The sequence below is a fragment of the Bradyrhizobium sp. Rc2d genome (assembly GCF_900099855.1).
Taxonomy (GTDB): domain Bacteria; phylum Pseudomonadota; class Alphaproteobacteria; order Rhizobiales; family Xanthobacteraceae; genus Bradyrhizobium.
Genome location: NZ_FNCU01000017.1, coordinates 46743 through 65794, shown reverse-complemented (window position 1 = coordinate 65794; position 19052 = coordinate 46743). Strand labels below are relative to the sequence as shown.

Genomic DNA, 19052 nt, shown 5'->3' with positions numbered 1-19052 from the left:
CACGGCGCTTCAAGTCACACACGGCGTGCTCGCGCCAATGGTCCACCCGAACGTCGCGAGACACGCCAATCTGATGGCGCGCGGCGCTAGGGGCAGGTATGGAGTTGGTTCTCTAACTTAGGCCACTACTGGCCTATCTTGTGTTGACCGCGTTGGCGTTCGTTCCGGTGGCTTCTAAGGCGCACCGAGCGAGTGAGGCTATATGCCAGCGCGTGTCAGGAGGGGGATCGTCGCTTTCTCGGCGGCTTTGCCGGGGGAGGGAAAGTCGTGTCACGGACGATCAGCTCTGTTGGGATGAGAGTTGATTTGTATGGCCCATCCCTGTTGCTGATGCGCTGCAACAGCAATTGCGTGGCGACCTTGCCGACGTTGGCCCTTGGGATCGCGACGGTCGTCAAAGCCGGGCGCCATAGGGTCGCTTCTGCAATGTCGTCAAAGCCGACGACAGAAAAATCCTCGCCGGGCGTCAAATTGCGCGAGCGCAGACCGAGCATGGCGCCAAAGGCGACAATATCGTTGAAGCATACGACCGCGGTCGGCGGTTCAGGAAGATCCAGAAGCTCGAGCACTTGTGCCATCCCCACGTCGCGGGTCTCAGCGCCGGATAGCACTAGGCGCGGTTCGAGTGGAATGCCATGTTTGGCAAGAGCCTGACGATAGCCCGCGAAACGATCACGCCCCGTCGAGATATTCGAGTTCGAGCCGATCATGCCGATACGCGTGTGACCAAGTCCGATGAGATGGTCCATCGCCTTCATCATGCCGCCGCGATGGTCCGGAGAGACGAAATCGACTTTCGCGCCCGGCACTGTGCGCGAGACAAGCACGCAGGGTAGGTGCAGCGCATGCAACGAGTTGATGAAGGCCGCGTCGGTTCCGACTGCCGGGACCATCAGCAGCCCATCGACATTGTACTCTCGCACAGTATCGATAAAGGCGCTTTGCCGAGCCACCGATTCGCCCGAGTTGGACATAAGGACGATGCGGTTCTCAGCCGTGAGGGCATCCTCGATTGCCGCGACAATCTCAGCGAAATAGGGGTTGGTAAGATTATTGACCGCCAGTGCGATCATTCGCGTGTGGGGCAGGCGAAGGCTCGCGGCTCCACGATTATAGACGTAGCCGAGGCTTTTGGCCGCTTCCAGAACCTTTTCGCGAGTCCGCTCCGGAATGCTCGGGCTGTTCCGCAGGACGAGGGATACCGTTGCCTTGGACACGCCGCTGGCTTTGGCAATGTCCAGCAACGTCGGTCGAGGGCTACCGGATTTTACCTTCGCATCCACTGTGCCAGCATCCTTGATCTCGGCCCCTCATAGCCGTTAGCTCACCATCCACAGGAGACGGCAGTCGTCAAGCTTCTCCGTCACTCCATACCATGGAGGGCCAATATCCTCCGCATACGATCCGCTGCGCGGGCGGGATCCGCGAACAGCCCGATCGACGCTGCAAGCCGAAAGACACGAGAAAGGTGCAGGATGGAGCGTGCGCCTTGCTGGGCGCCGAGCATCGTGAAGTGATCCTGGTGTCCGTTCAGGTAGGCCAGAAAGACGATGCCTGTCTTGTAGTATTGGGTTGGGGCCCGGAACAGCTCGCGCGACAACGCAACTGTCGGATCGAGGATTTCGCGGAACGCCTTGGTGCCCGCGGCGCGGTTCTCGTTGCCCAGCGCCAATAGGGCGGCGGAAGCTGCCGGTGCGATGGCATCGAAAATTCCGAGCAATGCGTGACTGAAACCCTGTTCGTCACCAGCGATCAGTTCAGGATAGTTGAAGTCGTCGCCAGTGTACATCTTGACGGTGGAGGGTAACCGTCGGCGCATTGCGATCTCGTGCTTTTCGTCAAGAAGTGAAATCTTGATGCCGTCGATCTTCTTGGCATTGTCTGCAATCATGCCGAGACAGGTGTCCATGGCCGCGGCAACGTCGTGGTGGCCCCAGTACCCGGCAAGGGCCGGATCGAACATGTCGCCAAGCCAATGCAGGATCACGGGTTGGTCCGCTTCGGCCAGCACCCGTCTGTATACCTCGACGTAGTCGGCGGGACTCCGTGCTGCGCGTACCAGCGCTCGGCTGGCCATCAAGATCACGCGTCCGCCAATTCCTTGAACGAACGAAAGTTGCTCCGAATAGGCCTTCAGCACCGCATCAAGGCTCGCTCCAGCCGGATCGATGTGATCGGTACCGACGCCAGAGAACACGACGGCGCCAGGCCGCGCCTTGGCGCTCTCGACTGTGTTGCGGATCAGAATTTGTGCCGACGGCCAATCAAGTCCCATACCGCGTTGTGCCGTATCCATGGCTTCGGCGACGCCCAAGCCGAGATCCCAAAGATAGTCTCGGAAACGCTGGGTGGCTTCGAAGTCGATGGCGACATCGCGCATGGGCGAAATGTCGGCGCGCGGATTGGACACGACATGTCCAGCAGATAACGCGATGCGGGCCAGTGGCTGGTTCGGCTTTGCCGTTTGCCACGTCGCAGGCGCGGGCATGGCGAATTCGTCGAAGCGGCCGTCGTCACCGGGGAGTCGAAAGACAGTCATTTTGCGCTACCTTCCTCGTGAGATGTTCTGCGGCGGGCGAGCAAGGTCGTTTCTCCGTCCTGCACGACCGTTCCATCCTGTTTCAGGACTTCGAATGCGAGGGCGATGATGCCTTGCCCTTTGCTCGACAGTCGAATGCTTGCGACCCGCACGCTTGCTCCGATGCGATCTCCTGCGAAGATCGGCGCCCGAAATCGCCAGTTCCAGCCGAGTGATGCGATCGCCATGATCCGAACGGCAGACCGGTTCTTGAGGCCGTCCGTCAATGCCAAACCCAGAAGCCCGTGCGCGACCCGCGCAGGAAAGCCCAGGGACTTGGCGAACTCGTCGTCCATGTGGACGTCAAAGAAGTCGCCGGACAGTCCGGCGAAGGCAACGATATGGGCGTCTGTCACGACGAGATGCCCGGTTTCGTAATGATCGCCTGTGGCGAGATCCTCGAACCAGTATTCGCCGGCGGATAGGAAGCGTCCCGAACTGGCCATCACAAGCTCCTGAGCGCAAGGCCGCCGTCAACACGAACGACTTCGCCCGTCGAATAGCGAAGCTGACCGCTCGCCAACATGGCCGCGGCCCTTCCGATATCCTCGGGCTCGCCCCAGCGCTTGATCGGAGTCAGCCCCTCGCCGATGAGGCGGTCATACTTTTCTCGGGCAACAGCCGTCATCTGGGTCCGGATAATCCCAGGCCGGATCTCGTATGATCCGATGCCATGCTCGGCGAGTCTGATCGCGAAGAGCTGGGCCATCATGGAAAGCCCTGTCTTGGAGATGCAGTATTCGCCCCTGTCGATCGACGCGAACTCCGCATTGATCGAGGACACCGTGACGATGCTGCGGAATGACGACGAGTTTGCGCGGATCATGCGGCGCGCGACCTCCTGGGTCAGAAAGAAAGGTCCCCGCAGGTTGATCGCCATGACCCGGTCATAGCTCTCGCGGGTCATCTTCAAGAGATCGTCCCGCACCCCCACGGAGACTCCGGCATTGTTGACGAGGCATTCAAGGCCGCCGAAGGCATTCCATGCTTCCTCGGCGACTTGCTCGTGATCTCCCAGGTTCGAAACGTCGAAGGGGAGGGGCTTTGCGTCTCCGCCTTGCCTGCGGATAGCCGCGACGGTTTCGGCAAGATCCGTTGAATTCGGCAGGTCGTTCACCACCACCGCGAACCCAGCGCCCGACAGCGCGAGAGCGATAGCGCGCCCTATGCCGCGCCCCGCCCCGGTTACCAAAGCCCGCGGACGTCCCTGGTCGTTCATAGGCCTTCCCCAATCTGTTTCGTTGAGCCGGTCGCGATTGGCACTTGCCAAAACCGAAGAGTGCTGTTACTAAATCGGTCTAGTAGATCGATCTAGTAGATCGTTCTCGTAAAACAAGCAAGCAAAATCATCGCAACCAGGCAGGAGAGGGCCCAATGGATCGTCGCGTAGATCGCCGCACAGTCGTAGCTGGAATGGGTGCCTTTGGGCTGATGGCTGTGGGCGCGAAAGCTCAGGGACTCGGGCCGATGCCGTCGTCGCCCGTTGCGCTGAACGTGATCGATGTCGCCGGCAATCTCGCGCTGAGCCAGAAATCCATTGATGCTTATCGGCAGCAGAACGCTAAGCTCGTCTCGCGGATCGCCTACACAAAGGCGCCGGCGCCGGAGCTGGCGAGCAAGTTGAAGGCACAGCAGTCAGCCAATCGTGTCGATATCGACATTGTGCTCACTGGCACCGACGGGCTGTTTGCGGGCATCGAGCAGCAGCTATGGCAGGAGCTGTTGCCGCAATATGCGGGCGCGCTGCCCAAGCCCGAAGACATCTACGACGTAGGTGCCCTCAAGATGCAGGCTCTGGCGAAGGGGCAGGGCATGGAGATTGCGTATTCGCCCTCGGGCCCACTGTTCGAGTACATGCCGGGCCGAGTGAAGAAGGTGCCTAAAACCGCCGATGAGCTGCTTGCTTACGCGCGCGAGAACAAGAACCGGTTTCTTTACGCCAGGCCGGCGAACTCTGGACCCGGCCGCACCTTCCTGATGGGGCTTCCGTATCTCCTCGGGGATAAGGACCCCTCCGACCCCGTCAAGGGATGGGACAAGACCTGGGCCTATCTGAAGGCCCTGGGTGAAAACATCGAATACTACCCTTCCGGGACCGGGCAGACGATGAAGGAGCTCGGAGACGGAACACGGGACATGATCGTCTCCACGGTCGGCTGGTACATCAACCCGCGCGTGCTCGGTATTGTGCCCAAGGAGGCGGGGCTTTTCGCGTTGGATGGCTTCCACTGGGTCTCCGACGCCATGTTCTTCGCAGTGCCGAAGGGTGTCGCGCCAGAGAAATTGCCGGTCATCATCGATCTGCTCAAGCACATGCTCAAGCCTGAGCAGCAGGCCTTCGCTTACGACGAGGGTTACTTCTATCCAGGTCCCTCCGTGAAGGCTTCGACGCTCGCGATGGCTCCCAAGGAGAGCCAGGAGGTGATCAAGGAATTCGGCTGGCCCGACTACGATCGTCTGATCGGAGCCGCTCCTCTCGAGATCCAGCTTCAGGCCGATCAGCTCGTCGCGGCGTTCCGGCGCTGGGACGAGGAAATCGGCGGCGCGAAGCGCAAGTAGTCTCCCTCGACTGGGGGCTGCCCGACGAAACGGGCAGCTCCGCTCTTTCGATATTGGCCACCACACAAGCTGCGCCATCGGTTCAAGGGATCAGAATCCATGACCATCGCCCTTCAGAAATTCGACGAGCTCCGCCTCGAGCAGGTTCGCCGCGAGTTCGGAACATTGAACGCGCTTAAGGACGTGACGCTCAACGTCAGGCGCGGTGAATTCATCGCCTTGCTCGGGCCGTCCGGCTGCGGGAAGTCGACGACATTGAACTGTATTGCCGGGCTTCTGCCGGTCACTGGCGGATCCATTTGGCTCGACAAGCGCCGCATCGACACGTTGAGGCCGGAAGAGCGTGGCTTCGGAATGGTGTTTCAGAGCTATGCGTTGTTTCCGCACCTCACCGTGAAGCAGAATGTCGGATTCGGGTTGAAGATGCGCGGGGTGGCGAAGGCCGAAATATCGCGAAAAGTCGACGAGGCGTTGGCGCTCGTCCGCCTCACAGGACAAGCTCAGAAACTGCCTGGCCAGCTTTCGGGTGGTCAACAGCAACGTGTCGCGATCGCGCGGGCGATCGTCATCGAGCCGCCGCTGGTCCTTATGGACGAACCACTGTCGAACCTCGATGCCAAGCTCCGCCTTGAGATGCGCGCCGAAATCCGGCGGATCCACAACACGCTCGGCGCGACCACAATCTACGTGACGCACGATCAGGATGAAGCTCTGTCTCTGGCCGACCGTATCGTCGTGCTGAAGGACGGAGTCATTCGCCAAGTCGGCACGCCGAACGATCTCTATGAAAAGCCAGCCCATATCGACGTCGCAGACTTCATGGGCTTCCGAAATCGCATCAAGGGCAAGGTGATCCGCCAGTCCGGTGCCAAGGCGACGCTAGCCGTGGGCGACAGCGAAGTGACCGGCGTCATGCGAGCGTCGGTCCATGATGGATCGGAAGCTTATGCCGCGATCCGTGCGGACGATCTGATGACCGGTGAGGCCGGCGCGAATGCGTTCGCCGCTCAGGTCGAGACGATCGAGTACAGAGGTCGCGAGTTCGTAGGAACCGCCCGCACTCCGGACGGCATCGACCTCGTATTCAGGTCCGACCACGCTGTGGAGCTGGGCTCGAGCGTCCATCTGCGGGCTGCTCCAGAACGTGTCCTCGTCTTCAGCGAATAGATGGGAGGCGAACATGACGATGACGGCCATCGCCGAAAAACAAGAGGTCGAGTCCGGTCCGAACTTGCGTCAACGGCTTGCTGTCCGCGGCTTCGATGCAGTGACGCTGCTGGTGATCCCGGCTTTCGTTCTGCTGGCGCTCCTCTTTCTCTACCCGTTCGCGTACGGACTGGTTCTGTCGTTCGAGCCAAAGGCCGGTTCAGCCTGGTCGAACTACACGCGCTTCTTCACGGACCCGTACCTCTACAGCACGATCTGGAAGACGCTGCTTCTGTCGATCCCGGTCACCGTGGTCAATCTCCTGGTCTCACTGCCGGTCGCGTTTCGGGTACGCCTGATGTACCGGCAGCGGCTGCTGACGACAATTCTCGTCGTTCCGATCACCCTCGGAACGGTGCTGATCGCCGAGGGACTCCTGAACTATCTGGGGCCGCAGGGCTGGTTCAATCGCTCTCTTATGGCGATCGGATTGATCGACCATCCGTTGCGCCTCGTTCACAGTTATTGGGGCGTCTTCGCGTCACTGGTCATCAACGGCTTTCCGTTCACGTTTCTGCTCGTGCTGTCCTACGTGACCGGTATAGATCCCGCGCTCGAGCAGGCCGCTGCTACGCTCGGCGCCAACGCACGGCAGCGATTTACCCACGTGTATCTGCCGATCCTGATGCCCGGGCTCGCGATCACGTTCTGCCTCAGCTTCGTCCAAGCGTTCTCGGTGTTTCCATCGGCGATCCTGCTTGGCGAGCCGGCGGGAGAGACCCGGGTGATTTCGATCGCGGCCTATCAAGCCGCGTTCGAGGAGTACGATTATTCGATGGCGTCGGCGATCGCCATGATTATGGGCTTTGTTCAGCTCGCGATCGTCGTGGGCATGATGGCGACCCGCGGGCTGTTCTATCGCGGTCCTGCCACCGGTGCGAAGGGGTGAGATCATGATCCGAGACACGTCGCGTTCCTCAAAGCTTTGGATCACTGCAGTCTGGGCTTTTGTCGGGTTCTTCGTTCTCAACCTGCTTGCCATGATCGCATCCGTCGTCACGAGCTCGTTTGCCACTCGATGGCTCGGTACCTGGTTTCCTGCCGGCTGGACGACGCGCTGGTATTCGTCGGCCTGGAGCGAATTCCAGCTCCAGGACGTTCTGATCGTCACCTTCGAGGTGGTCGGCGCGGTTGTTGTCATATCGGGCTTGCTGGGCGTCACGGCGGCGTACGCGCTCGCGCGACGAGAGTTCGCTGGCAAGAAGATGGTCATGCTCGTCATCCTCTTGCCGCTGATCGTGCCGCCGATCACTTTCGGTATCCCGCTTGCCACCGTCCTCTATCAAACCGGACTTGCCGGAACATTCTGGGGCGTGGTGGCGGCCAATCTCGTTCCGACGGTGCCGTTTGTCATTCTGGTGATGATCCCGTTCATCGAACAGATCGATCCCAGGATCGAGGCCGCTGCCCGAGTCTTCGGCGCAAACACCTTCAAGCTGTTCGTCCATGTGCTAATGCCGTTACTGCTTCCCGGCATTCTGGCTGCCTTGCTGCTCGTGCTCGTTCGGACCATCGCCATGTTCGAGCTTACGTTCCTTGTCGCGGGGCCCACGAGCCAGACGCTGGTCGTCGCGCTCTATTACGCGGTCTTCGCGGCAGGCGTACGAGCGGTTCAGTCTATCGACGCGATGGCCGTCGTCTACATGGTGACGACGCTGATTTGGCTGGTCATTGCGCTCAGGTTAGTCAATCCCACTCAGATTGTCACTCGCGCCAAGCAGCAACCGGCCCACTGAAGCCAACCATTTGTGCCATCCAGGAGACGGAATGTGAAGAACAAGATCATCACGGCAACTGAAGCTGCGAACCTTGTCCGCGATAGCGATGTCGTCTGTGTCGGATCCTCTGCGGGATTGAATTGCCCCGATCGCGTGCTCGCCGCGATCGGCGAACGGTTCCGGGCCGAGGGCCGCCCCCGCAATCTCACGGTTCTCTCGCCAATTGCGGCGGGCGACATGTACGGCATCAAAGGGATCGATCATTTGGCCCAGAAGGGACTGCTATCTGCGATTCTCGCCGGGTCATACCCGAGCGGTCCCTCATCGCTCCCGTCGCCGGCGATCTGGGAGATGATCGGCCGCAACGAGATCGCCGCGTACAATATCCCCTCCGGCATCATGTACGACATGGCGAGGGATGCCGCGGCAAAGCGGGCAGGGGTGCTGACGAAGGTCGGCCTCGATACGTTCGTCGATCCCCGGCTCAACGGCTGCAGGATGAACGAGGCTGCGGCGACACGCGGCGAGATCGTGCACCTGGTCGAGTTCGGTGGCGACTCCTGGCTGCATTTCCCCAATCACGTCCCACATGTTGCGATCATTCGCGGCACCACGGCCGACGAGCGCGGCAACATCTCGATGGAGCACGAAGGCGCCGTCCTCGGCATGGTCGATCTCGCGCTCGCGGCGCGTAACTCAGGCGGGATCGTGATCTGCCAGGTCAAGCGGACAACGGCGGCGGGGTCGATACCAGCTCATCACGTCCATGTGCCTTCGACTCTCGTGGACTACATCGTCGTCGATCCGGAACAAGCGCAAGCAACCGAAATCTTGTACGATCCCGCTATAAGCGGCGAGACGCGGCGTCCACTGTCCTCGTTCCAGCCCGAGCCGTGGGGCGTTGACAAGGTCATTGCGCGCCGCGCCGCCCTGGAGCTGGCGGAAGAAAGCGCCGTCAATCTCGGCTTCGGCATCTCGGCGATGGTCCCGCAAATCCTGGTCGAGGAAGGGCAGGCGGAGGCCGTCACCTGGGCCATCGAGCAGGGCGCCGTGGGCGGCGTGCCGCTCACCGGTTTTGCATTCGGCTGTGCCGCGAATGCGCAGGCGATCTTCCCGACGCCGCAGCAGTTCACCTATTTCCAAGGAGGCGGGTTCGACTGCTCGCTGCTTTCCTTCCTCGAGGTCGATGCACACGGGAACGTCAACGTCTCTCGTTTGGCCGCGCGGCCTTACCTGACGGCGGGGTGTGGCGGCTTCGTCGATATCACGGCAAACGCCCGGAAGATCGTGTTCAGCGGCTACTTCACGGCAGGAGGTCTCAGGGTGACCGCCGGCGACGGCAAGCTGCGCATCGAGCAGGAGGGCAAGATCGCGAAGTTCATTCCCGAGGTGACCCATGTGACGTTCAGCGGCCGACGCGCTGTGAATCGAGGGTGCGATGTCACCTATGTGACCGAACGATGCGTGTTGAAGCTCAGGTCGAGCGGCTTGACCGTGGTGGAAATCGCCCCAGGCGTCGATCTCCAGCGCGATGTCATCGCCAAGGCCGGGATACCCCTCGCAATCGCCGATGACCTCAAACTCATGGATGAGAGATTGTTCCGTCCGGAGCCGATCGGGCTGACGCTGCGAGAACGCGGCGGCGCAGAGCCGGCGGCCAAGCAGCACGCAGCCTGAGGAGTTCCGAGATGTCGACCGCAATCGTGACGAACGCCGCTTTCGAAGCAAGCATACCGCATCCGGGCGTGCTGCTTGTCCGTATCGTTTCCAAGCCGATGGGGGCTTTCACGATCGAGGCGAGGCGGACGCTTAAAGCGTTTCTGGAGCGGGTCCATCTCGACCATTCGGCGCGATGCGTCGTTCTCATCGGAACGGGATCGGCTTTCTCGGTCGGATCCAACATCCGCGAATTCGAGGCAACGCCGGAGTGGATTGAGGCCGCCCGGCTCGCGGAAACTGGGCTGAACGAGGCGATCGAACTCGGTCCGGTGCCGGTCATCGCTGCTTGCAATGGTTACGCGCTCGGCGGCGGCGCCGTCATGGCGCTCGCGTGCGATATCCGAATCGCAGGGCGCAGCGCTACTTTCGGTGTGCCGGAGGCCAAGCTCGGTGCCATGCCCACCGCCACCGGGACCATGCGGCTGCCACTGCTCGTCGGCCGTGGCCAGGCACTTCGCTTGATGCTGACGGCGCAGCCGATCGACGCGGAGGAGGCTCATCGGATCGGAATCTTCGATCAGCTGGTCGACGATGACAAGCTGCTCGATCGTGCATTGGAGGTCGCTCGACAGATAGCAGCGGTCTCTCCGAAAGCCGTCGCCGCATCACGACGCTGCGTTTCTACCGCGCTGCGTCTGGGATATCACGCGGGACTCGCAATGGAGTCTGAGATCACGGTTCCCTTAGGCCTTTCGGACGACGCCATCGAAGGCAAGGCGGCCTTCATCGAGAAGCGCGCGCCCAGGTTCAAGTAAAGGCAAAGTCATCATGCGCGATACGCCTATTCGACCGCTGCCGCTTTCGCGGTGCTCGATCAACACGGCGACGCTTGGACATCGCTCTCCAATCCAAGAGGTGATCGAGCGTGTCGCCCGGCATGGTTTCGGTGGCATCTCGCCCTGGCGCCGGGATCTGGAGGGGCAGGACCATCGCCTGGTCGGAAGGCAACTCCGAGACGCCGGTCTGTCCTTGAGCGGATACTGCCGAGGAACGTACCTCCCCGGCGCCGACCGAGCTACCTTCGAGGCCAACGTTGAGGACAATCGTCGCGCCATCGACGAAGCCGCGGCGCTGGGCGCGCCTTGCTTCGTCCTGGTCGTTGGAAGCCTCCCGGACGGGACGAAGGATCTCTCTTCCGCACGGTCTCAGGTGGCCGAGGGTCTGAGTGCACTATTGCCCTACGCGCGGGAAGCCGGAGTGGGACTCGCTGTCGAGCCTCTTCATCCGATGTATGCGGGCGATCGCTCCTGCATCACCAGTCTGAGCGAAGCCTTGATGCTCTGCCAGAACCTGGATCCATCTCGTCGGGGTGGAATCGGAGTGGCTATCGACGTCTACCACGTCTGGTGGGATTGGCGTCTGCCCGACGATATCGCTGCCGCCGGCCGCGCGGGCCGTATCATGGCTTTTCATGTTTGCGACTGGCTGGTCCCGACTACCGATCTCCTTCTCGATCGGGGAATGACGGGAGACGGCGTGATCGACGTCAAGGGAATTCGAAGCCAGGTCGAGGGGACAGGCTACGGCGGCTTCGCGGAGGTCGAGGTTTTTTCGAAACGATGGTGGTCGACGCCGGAGGACGATGTGCTTGCCGCATGTGCCAAAGGTTTCGCGTCAATCTGAGTGCGCGGTGGGCATTTCGCGTTATAGGGCAGGGAGATGGAAACGACCGCCGACGATCGCCAAATTCTGGATGCCCTGTTCCAGGCAGCGCTGGACGCCGCTCGCCCGCTGGGAAAGTTCGCAGGGCGCCTCCCCAATCCGCCGTCAGGTCGGACGATCGTGGTGGGAGCCGGCAAAGCTGCGGCGAGCATGGCTCAGGCCTTCGAAGCCGAGTGGCCACACCCGGTTGAAGGGCTTGTGGTTACCCGCTACGGCCACTCCGCCAAGACCCGATCGATCGAGGTGGTTGAAGCCTCTCACCCCGTGCCGGATGCTGCGGGCGAGCAAGCGGCGCTGCGAATACTCGACCTCGTGAAGAGTGCTTCCCCCGACGATCTCGTCATCGCCTTGATCTCTGGAGGAGCTTCTGCGTTGCTCAGCCTACCTGCGCCTGGGCTAACATTGCAGGAAAAGCAGGCGTTGACATCGAAGCTGCTTCGTTCCGGTGCGCCAATCAGCGCCATGAACGAGGTCAGAAAGGCGCTCTCCGCAATCAAGGGAGGACGTCTCGCCGCTGCCAGCCGCGCGCCGGTGGTGACCTATGTGATTTCTGACGTCCCGGGAGACGACCCGGCCATCGTCGGCTCCGGGCCAACGATCGCGCGTGCTTCGCCTTCCGTCGACCCTTGCACGATCCTTGATCGCTACGGAATCGAGGTGCCGGCCCACATACGCAAGATCACGGCGGCCAAGGTCGCGCCCGAGAGAGCTGGCGATGCAGTTCATGTCATCGCGACGGCGAGGATGGCACTCGACGCGGCGGCGTTGGCAGCTCGTCGAATAGGCCTTGAGCCGCTCATTCTGGGAGATGCCATCGAAGGCGAAGCACGGGAAGTCGGTGTCGCCATGGCCGGCATTGCGCGCTCGGTTCTGAAATACGGTACTCCCGTGAAGCGTCCCTGCGTAATACTTTCGGGAGGCGAAACGACAGTCACGATAAAGGCTCGCGGTCGCGGCGGGCGCAACACCGAATTTCTCCTGTCGCTGGCACTAGCCCTCGATGGAACGGAGGACGTATCGGCGATGGCGGCAGACACGGACGGAATCGACGGATCTGAGAATAATGCGGGAGCGTGGTTTGATCCGTCATTTGTCTGTTCTGCGTCTAAGGCCGGTTTCGATCTTGCCGAACTCCTTGCAGCCAACGATGCATACGGTGCTTTTGTTGAAGCAAACCGACTTGTGGTAACGGGGCCCACGTTGACAAACGTCAACGACTTCCGCGCGATCCTTATTCGCTAGTCATCTGTGTGATTTCGTCTTGCCGTACCTCCGTTACTGCGCCATCAAAAGGAATGCAGTGTTCATAGGCCAGGTCTCAACCGATCGCTATTCTGTCTAGCTTGCGAAGTTTCCGGCTTACGGCGGAATTTGGTTTGCCTAGCGTAATAACAGGAGGGCTCGGCGCGTGCGGCTCTGTGCATGGTCGAGCAGGTGCTGTACTCCATCCATTAGCCCCGACGATGTCGGGCGAAACACTTACCTCGAACTGGAAGACTTCGGCGGTCAAATCGGTTGCGCTTGGCACGAGGCTGGCGTCGAAAGGTGCTGATTGCGCCAGCCCTGAGCAAAGCTATTCTTGCGATATCGCCGGTACCTGAGCCGCAGACGCAAAAAGCGTCTAATAAAACGTCCAACAAAACGTCCAACATGAAAATGGAGGAATCGATCTATATCATTGTGTTTGCTGAGATAATTGGATTGGAAATTTCGAAACAGAGCGCTTCACCCGCTCCACGGCACGATTTTCCGCGCTAGTCTACGATTTATTGCGATCGCGTTCGCTCGACGATTGGGCGGCCGGCTTATAGTGGAATTCAGCATCATCGTGAGTTGTGGGTTCGACTCCCACTCTCTCCGCCATTTGCACGATTTTGTACGCCAAACTACGATTTCGTGCGCTGGGCCGTTAGTTGGGCCGAATGCCGTCGTGTATACCCGCGTGGTGACGCGGCATAACGACCACATCGTTCTGCCATACGTAGTGTCAGACACCTTCTCCAATTGGCGGCCATTGGGATTTCGGCGCTGATGCAGACGGTGAAAAGTTGGCCGCCGCTTGCGCGGCGCCATTCATCCGTTGAAACGTCAGGGGGGTTGAATGAGTGAACGACTTGAAACGTTGAGGAAAGCCCGTGAGCGCATGATTGAGGACAGGGACGCGCATGCGAAGGTGTTGGGTGCTCCTTTTGATCGGGACAAGGCCGAGCGGGCACGTAACAAGTTCATCGAATTGCAGATGCTGGTGGATGCGCTGGATCGCGCCATCAGTGGAGAGGAGATTATTTCGCAAAGGGGCTGAGCCGCGGCGGCAGAGATTGTCTTTTGTGCTCAACGGACTTCCCGGTCCCAGGCCCTGGATATCACGGCAGGAGATGAATGCGGGCTCGGCGCCAAATCTTTCAGGCATTGCTCCCATCGCTATGGCGCCGCGGCGACCTCGGCCAAGTCTGAGGCGCTGGTACCGGCACGACTACTCGGCCGAGGAGCTTGCGAAATTGCCCCTGTGACCAGGAGCGCAAATGCACTCGACCCTCTGCTTGCACCGGGCCACAAGCCGCGGAAAAAGTCCGCACTTACTAGAGCGAATTGCGCGGCAGCTTGTAGTTTACGGTTAGCAACGTGTCGTTCGCGTAGTCGAAAATCAGATTGTCGAGTTCTGCCATTTCAGCCCGCATGGCATTACAGCAGAAGATCATCCATCGACTAGAGACCTGCCCCTTGCAGATGGCGTGATAGAGTTCTTTGGCATCGATGATCAGACTGCCGCTTCCCCCAGCTGCGGCTACGTCCAATCGAGACCGAATCTCCTGCCTGAAGCGATCAGTTGAAATCATCGCCTATCTTTCTGCGCAAAAGCCGGTGGTCAAATTGAACTACCTATCCTGACGGCGAGACCGGCGACAGCCGTGCAGCTCTGTTCTCATCGGTTAAACAGGTTCAGACATTCAGCAACCGCGACAGATATTCTTTAACTTGGCCGCGATACGAGCTTCTTCTGCTGCTAATGGATCTTTGTATGGAGGCCGCCCTGAGTCGTCTTCAACGATCGCGGGCTTCGCCAATTTCAAAGGATACGCCGCGTCGTAACAGGCCAGGCGGCCGGTCGCGCTTTCGATGGCGCGACAGTCGGGCTCTTTGGCAATGGCACTTTGCGCGCATGTAGATAGAACCAGCACAGCGATGATAGTTCGCAGTGAGCTTCGTTTACGTGCGCCGTAGCTTACCGCATTTTTGGGCCTCTTGGCATCTCGGTTACTTCTTTGCTCCGTTTTTGTTTGCTCCGTTTTTGCCACGCCCAACGCTCCTCAGGTTTGATGACGCCGTAACTTGGCGAAGCGTGCCTCGCCAACTTCTTATATAATTGCGATGCTCGACCAACGGCAGCGAAATGCGGGAGTCCATTCGGGAGAAGCGGTGCCACATGGATATCAAGGCATCGAATCGAACTCAGAAGGTACCCGTCCTGCTCGAAAGAACACTATCGGTTGGTCGTCGTAGTCACCTGTCTCGGCATCGGAGCTTGTAGAGAACGCAACGACGCCTGCCTTGCTCACGGCAAGCCTTTCGGCAGTCCGACGCGCACTTTCCTCGGTCCGGCACACAATTGGCGCACCGGCCTTCAACTGATCGCCCTTGGCGGCATCGAATGATTGAACGAGAAAGTGCGTCTGACGCGACATCAGGACTCGCTTTTCAGGATCGTGCGCCGGTCTGCGACCGGGATCGTCAGGTTTTCGTCGCCGGCTTTGCGAGCTCCGCCTCGATCCCAGTGGCACAAGCCTTCGCGAACGCGTAATCCATGTTCGTGGACGCGACACTTTTCACGAATTCGCTAACGACGTTTTCCCTGGAATAGGGACCGGCCGCCTTGAATTTCGCGAGAGCACCGTCCGCGGCTGTGAACTGAGCGACGCACAGCGGTACCAGAACGGACATCCGGCCACTGGTCTCCGCCGTGACGCGCATGATTCTAGCGGTCTCCCCGGTGACCCAACCGCCCCAGGCAAATCCAATCGCCATGGTCGCTACCGCGCCGAAAGCGATTCCTTGAAGGAAGCGGGTCCGCGCCTCACCTTGCAATATTGCAGGAAGCTTCATGAAGGTTGCCTTTCGTGAGCGCATCCAGACGCGCACCTGCGCTGCGGACGCACGTTGGTAAACCCAAATTTATGATTGCGCCTTCCGATGGCACGTGAGCTGCTGCTACGACGACGCGCGGCGACTTCGGAAGTCGCTGCTTCCTGGGCAGCTTCAAGGTCAGCATCTGCCAACCTTTAGCAAACACTATATCTTTAACTTGACCGTGTAAATGACGTTCCGTTCTGCGTTCGGCTGCACGTCCGAGTCCTGCGATGAGCAGCGGCTGCTTTGTCTAGTCACACGAGCCGCTTTGCCAGAGCGTGACGGCTGCGACGAGCTGAGTGTAATTGGCGTCTCTGAATTCCTCATCCCAACGCATCAGCTCGTGGGCGATCTTATGTGGCGTGTAGGCACGGAAGTTGAACCCGTCCACGAGATGCCGTGCGGCGGCAAGATCCATGGTTTCCTTGGTGATTTCCTTCATGCGACGCCTCTGTTGCAAACCCGCTGGGAGATGTGCGCTGAACAACTGATCGTGTTTGGCGTCGGTGGCAGTGTCGGGTGTGTTCAGGCTGTCAGTACTGGCAACGAATTTTGCGGGAGATGCATCCCTTTTGGAGCAGGCGGGACCAGAACACCTTCAGCCATCGTGGGCACCCTCGTTGCTGATGTGCCGCCGTTCATGGCCGGCCTCCTTGTCGGAGCCCCGCCGACGACGCTGCGCTCGCTGGCGGGAAATAGCCAGCGAAATTGCCGATCTCGACCAGCCAAATCGAAGGTACATGCGTTCGTTGCGAGCCCGAGAAAGTTGTGGCTATTGCAGCTCGGGAGGCGCATGCTGGCTCCCGGGCAGCAACGACGGCGCTCTTGTCGAAAGGTAGGCGCGCATGACCATCCGCTCACGTCGTGAGGTCGTCACCTTCAAGCGCCCGTTCCGCATCAAGAGCATCGATCGACTGTTGCCGGCCGGTGCTTACGAGATCATCACGGACGAGGAAACGATCGACGGGCTGTCGTTCGAGGCGTTCCGCCGCGTAGCCACCATGATGATCGTGCCGGCCGAGGGCTCGCTCAGGCTGGCTACAGAGATGATATCGATCGGCTCGGTTGAACTGTCGGACGCGCTGCTGATCGACGCAAGGACGCCCCAGGACTAGTGAGACTGTACGCTGCAGGACTGTTGCCAGAGGATAGCCGCCATCGCGCTCGTGTTCGCAGCCATATTCGAGGATATTGCGCGGCTCACCCACCAGGTTTGAAAGTGCGGGGATGTTCTCTGACCGAGACCGGCACGTCGCGCACAGGCCAAGGCACGCATCCACTGGAACCCTGAGCGCCTGGGTCGATTAGCTCAGGAGCGGACAGGAGCGGCCGGATGCGCCCACTTGGAGACGGCGCGTCGAAGAACCAACGTTCACTTTGGTCGAAAGGAGCCCGAGATGAGCTCACAATCGAGGAGACCATCTGCGGCTGAACGCAAAGCCCAACAAGCCTTCAGGCAACCCGAAACCAAGAAGGTCATATCGGAATATGAGTGCGCTCAGAACGCGTTGCACGCAAACTTCAGGCGACTCAGGTCTGAACGATTGAGCCGCGAATTCGCAGCGAAGGATTCAGCTAAGCAGAAGGGCAAATGACCTCCCGAGGGCAAAGCGCTTCGCATTTCATTGCCCAATCCTGCGCAGGCAAGCTCGGCTCGGACTCTCGATTCCGCGGCGCCGCCCATATCCAGGTCTAACAATGCATGCTGTCCAAAATGAGTAGGTCGAAAGCGGTTCCGCAGAAGTCCCCAGCGGCGACAGGTCGCGAGCAGGGCCGGGCGGTTCGACTGACGCGCGAGCTTCTCGAAAGCGTTGACGCATGGGCGCTGAGCCAGGAGCACAAGCCCAACCGATCAGAAGCCATACAGCGGCTGGTTCAGACGGCGCTGGAAAGCCTGCGCGATCGGCCCAGGCATGCAGCACCCAAGTCAAAGCGCGAGAGCTCTCGCAAACGCGCAAAGGAGCTGGCCTCTGATGCAATCGATCGGGTGGGTGACGCTGGAGCGACGTCCGAAGCCAGAGCGAACCGGAAAGGAAAGCTGATGAAGGGCCCCGAAGAGTTTCGCAACGTGCGGCGGGACAGGTCGGACAGTTGACGCCTATTCGACGTGGGTCTTGTCGCGCTTTCCACCCTCTTGGAGCCTGGCAAAGGTGTGCTGGACATGGCTCCGATGCCGATGGGGAGTTCGGATCAAAGCGAAGCTGATCGCGCGGAGCACAATGGCCCCCCTTTGTCCTCAGTGTCGGACTTCTTTCAGGCGAACGACGACGCCGGTCGGTTCGGGCTGATGCGTCGTCAATTTTCTAAAGTCCGAATCGCTCCAATCCGCGAGGCTTATGACCTCTCCTTCCTCAGCTTCCATCCCGGGGACCTCGAGCAGCTCCAGTACATACAGCCCCCTGGCGTCGAGAAAGAAGGTATGCTGCCCGAACAATTGGCGAAACTGCGCAACTGCTGGATGATCCTCAGCAAGCACTTGCGCTCGAAACTGAGATAGCGTTTTGGTTATCTGAGCTTCGTTTAATTTCATGGCCTGTTCCTAGATATTTGGCATCTGAGCCATTTCGTCTGCTCGCCACGCGTCCTGGACTAGCAACTGCACCGCGCGGCTATGTGGCTGCGACACCCAGAGCTTTGCCCGCGGCAGCGGACGACGATCCGCCTCGCTCGTTATGTCTTTCGTGCGCCGCTGGTCGTGGTGGGCAGCGTTTGCGCAGGCTTGGTAAGACTCTTTCCTTTTTGGGTGGTGCAGGGATAAGGCCCTCGCGGGTGGCCTGTTTCCGAGCAAGCTTACGGGCCCGGCGCACGGCCTCGGATTTCTCCTTGGTCTTTTTCTCCGAGGGCTTCTCGTAGGAGCGACGACGCTTCATTTCCCTGAAGACGCCCTCGCGCTGCATCTTCTTCTTGAGAACTCGAAGCGCTTGGTCGACGTTGTTATCGCGTACAATTACTTGCAACGGGTTGCTCCTTTACAGTTGCCGCGCCGGATCGGCTGAGCTCATGGCCGCCGAAACGGCAGCGACTCGTCGAAGGAAATCTGTCCGGTCCGGTCAAGATCGAAGGGACACATCGCCCCTCAAACGCCAAGGCCCACTCGACCCCGAGATCGAGCGGGCCGCGCAGTCATTCCAATACATCCGTGAAATGACGAAAGTTGCTTACGCCAGAGAGAGGTTCTCGGCGCTGGACTTGCCATGCTTCGGGTCGGTCCTGAGCTCGAAGTTCACCCGCTGACCTTCAGTAAGTCCTGGAAGCCCCGCCCGCTCGACCGCACTGATGTGAACGAACACATCGCTACTGCCGTCGTTGGGCTGAATGAATCCGAAGCCCTTTTGCCCGTTGAACCACTTCACTGTACCTGTAGCCACAATATTTCTCCAAAGCGCGGCGGCGCATCTCGCGTGGACTCACGCGATTCCAACACACTCAATCCGACGATGTCTCTGGAAAAGGGCCGCTTGGACCGCTCAACAAGGCGCAACGGC

22 protein-coding genes are annotated in these 19052 nt (G+C 60.0%); 10 read left to right on the top strand and 12 right to left on the bottom strand.

What is annotated here, in order from left to right:
• Positions 1 to 215 precede the first annotated feature (215 nt).
• The 4 genes from BLV07_RS21605 to BLV07_RS21590 form a co-directional block, all read right to left on the bottom strand.
• Positions 216 to 1283 carry a LacI family DNA-binding transcriptional regulator gene (locus BLV07_RS21605; protein WP_091889304.1) on the bottom strand — a complete coding sequence of 356 codons (1068 nt, stop codon included), beginning with the start codon at positions 1281 to 1283 and terminating at the stop codon, positions 216 to 218.
• An 80-nt stretch (positions 1284 to 1363) separates the two neighbouring features.
• On the bottom strand, positions 1364 to 2539 hold the full coding sequence (locus BLV07_RS21600) for a dihydrodipicolinate synthase family protein (protein WP_091889302.1): 1176 nt from the start codon (positions 2537 to 2539) through the stop codon (positions 1364 to 1366).
• Positions 2536 to 3024 (bottom strand): MaoC family dehydratase, encoded by a 489-nt coding sequence (locus tag BLV07_RS21595; protein WP_091889300.1) that lies wholly within the window; start codon positions 3022 to 3024, stop codon positions 2536 to 2538. The genes BLV07_RS21600 and BLV07_RS21595 overlap by 4 nt, the downstream gene beginning before the upstream one ends.
• Positions 3024 to 3797: a 3-ketoacyl-ACP reductase gene (locus BLV07_RS21590; protein ID WP_091889298.1), complete on the bottom strand. Its 774-nt coding sequence runs from the start codon at positions 3795 to 3797 to the stop codon at positions 3024 to 3026. The genes BLV07_RS21595 and BLV07_RS21590 overlap by 1 nt, the downstream gene beginning before the upstream one ends.
• A gap of 155 nt (positions 3798 to 3952) precedes the next feature.
• Here BLV07_RS21590 and BLV07_RS21585 point away from each other — a divergent pair, with 155 nt between their 5' ends.
• The 9 genes from BLV07_RS21585 (at position 3953) to BLV07_RS21545 (ending at position 13744) form a co-directional block, all read left to right on the top strand.
• The gene (locus BLV07_RS21585) at positions 3953 to 5137 is read left to right on the top strand and encodes an extracellular solute-binding protein (protein ID WP_091889296.1); all 1185 of its coding nucleotides are present in this window, start codon (positions 3953 to 3955) and stop codon (positions 5135 to 5137) included.
• A gap of 99 nt (positions 5138 to 5236) precedes the next feature.
• Positions 5237 to 6304 carry an ABC transporter ATP-binding protein gene (locus BLV07_RS21580; RefSeq protein WP_091889294.1) on the top strand — a complete coding sequence of 356 codons (1068 nt, stop codon included), beginning with the start codon at positions 5237 to 5239 and terminating at the stop codon, positions 6302 to 6304.
• A gap of 19 nt (positions 6305 to 6323) precedes the next feature.
• On the top strand, positions 6324 to 7232 hold the full coding sequence (locus BLV07_RS21575; protein WP_091889507.1) for an ABC transporter permease: 909 nt from the start codon (positions 6324 to 6326) through the stop codon (positions 7230 to 7232).
• 4 nt (positions 7233 to 7236) lie between these two features.
• Positions 7237 to 8079, top strand: coding sequence for an ABC transporter permease (locus tag BLV07_RS21570; RefSeq protein ID WP_091889292.1), 843 nt, complete (start codon positions 7237 to 7239; stop codon positions 8077 to 8079).
• Positions 8080 to 8112: 33 nt separating this feature from the next.
• Positions 8113 to 9738, top strand: a complete 1626-nt coding sequence (locus BLV07_RS21565; RefSeq protein WP_091889290.1) for an acyl CoA:acetate/3-ketoacid CoA transferase — start codon at positions 8113 to 8115, stop codon at positions 9736 to 9738.
• A gap of 11 nt (positions 9739 to 9749) precedes the next feature.
• Positions 9750 to 10535, top strand: a complete 786-nt coding sequence (locus BLV07_RS21560) for an enoyl-CoA hydratase/isomerase family protein (RefSeq protein ID WP_091889288.1) — start codon at positions 9750 to 9752, stop codon at positions 10533 to 10535.
• A gap of 13 nt (positions 10536 to 10548) precedes the next feature.
• Positions 10549 to 11403 carry a sugar phosphate isomerase/epimerase family protein gene (locus BLV07_RS21555; protein ID WP_091889286.1) on the top strand — a complete coding sequence of 285 codons (855 nt, stop codon included), beginning with the start codon at positions 10549 to 10551 and terminating at the stop codon, positions 11401 to 11403.
• A gap of 36 nt (positions 11404 to 11439) precedes the next feature.
• Positions 11440 to 12684 carry a glycerate kinase type-2 family protein gene (locus BLV07_RS21550; protein WP_091889284.1) on the top strand — a complete coding sequence of 415 codons (1245 nt, stop codon included), beginning with the start codon at positions 11440 to 11442 and terminating at the stop codon, positions 12682 to 12684.
• 859 nt (positions 12685 to 13543) lie between these two features.
• Complete coding sequence (locus BLV07_RS21545) at positions 13544 to 13744, top strand: hypothetical protein (RefSeq protein WP_091889282.1); 201 nt, start codon at positions 13544 to 13546, stop codon at positions 13742 to 13744.
• A 277-nt stretch (positions 13745 to 14021) separates the two neighbouring features.
• Here BLV07_RS21545 and BLV07_RS21540 read toward each other — a convergent pair whose 3' ends face one another.
• The 5 genes from BLV07_RS21540 to BLV07_RS21520 form a co-directional block, all read right to left on the bottom strand.
• Positions 14022 to 14237, bottom strand: a complete 216-nt coding sequence (locus BLV07_RS21540; protein ID WP_143035463.1) for a hypothetical protein — start codon at positions 14235 to 14237, stop codon at positions 14022 to 14024.
• A 153-nt stretch (positions 14238 to 14390) separates the two neighbouring features.
• The gene (locus tag BLV07_RS21535; RefSeq protein WP_244551165.1) at positions 14391 to 14738 is read right to left on the bottom strand and encodes a type VI secretion protein; all 348 of its coding nucleotides are present in this window, start codon (positions 14736 to 14738) and stop codon (positions 14391 to 14393) included.
• Between the two features lie 135 nt (positions 14739 to 14873).
• Positions 14874 to 15125 carry a hypothetical protein gene (locus BLV07_RS21530; RefSeq protein WP_091889278.1) on the bottom strand — a complete coding sequence of 84 codons (252 nt, stop codon included), beginning with the start codon at positions 15123 to 15125 and terminating at the stop codon, positions 14874 to 14876.
• Between the two features lie 46 nt (positions 15126 to 15171).
• Positions 15172 to 15411 (bottom strand): hypothetical protein, encoded by a 240-nt coding sequence (locus BLV07_RS48925; protein ID WP_244551164.1) that lies wholly within the window; start codon positions 15409 to 15411, stop codon positions 15172 to 15174.
• Positions 15412 to 15817: 406 nt separating this feature from the next.
• Positions 15818 to 16009 (bottom strand): hypothetical protein, encoded by a 192-nt coding sequence (locus tag BLV07_RS21520; RefSeq protein ID WP_091889276.1) that lies wholly within the window; start codon positions 16007 to 16009, stop codon positions 15818 to 15820.
• 403 nt (positions 16010 to 16412) lie between these two features.
• Between BLV07_RS21520 and BLV07_RS21515 the strand changes: the two genes are divergently transcribed.
• Entirely contained in the window at positions 16413 to 16682 is a 270-nt protein-coding gene (locus tag BLV07_RS21515) for a hypothetical protein (protein WP_091889274.1), read from the top strand.
• Between the two features lie 1121 nt (positions 16683 to 17803).
• On the opposite strand, the gene BLV07_RS21505 is transcribed toward BLV07_RS21515, so the two are convergent.
• The 3 genes from BLV07_RS21505 to BLV07_RS21495 form a co-directional block, all read right to left on the bottom strand.
• On the bottom strand, positions 17804 to 18097 hold the full coding sequence (locus tag BLV07_RS21505) for a hypothetical protein (RefSeq protein ID WP_091889270.1): 294 nt from the start codon (positions 18095 to 18097) through the stop codon (positions 17804 to 17806).
• 79 nt (positions 18098 to 18176) lie between these two features.
• Positions 18177 to 18524, bottom strand: coding sequence for a 30S ribosomal protein S21 (rpsU, locus tag BLV07_RS48920; RefSeq protein ID WP_244551163.1), 348 nt, complete (start codon positions 18522 to 18524; stop codon positions 18177 to 18179).
• A 201-nt stretch (positions 18525 to 18725) separates the two neighbouring features.
• On the bottom strand, positions 18726 to 18935 hold the full coding sequence (locus BLV07_RS21495; protein ID WP_091889268.1) for a cold-shock protein: 210 nt from the start codon (positions 18933 to 18935) through the stop codon (positions 18726 to 18728).
• Positions 18936 to 19052: the final 117 nt, after the last annotated feature.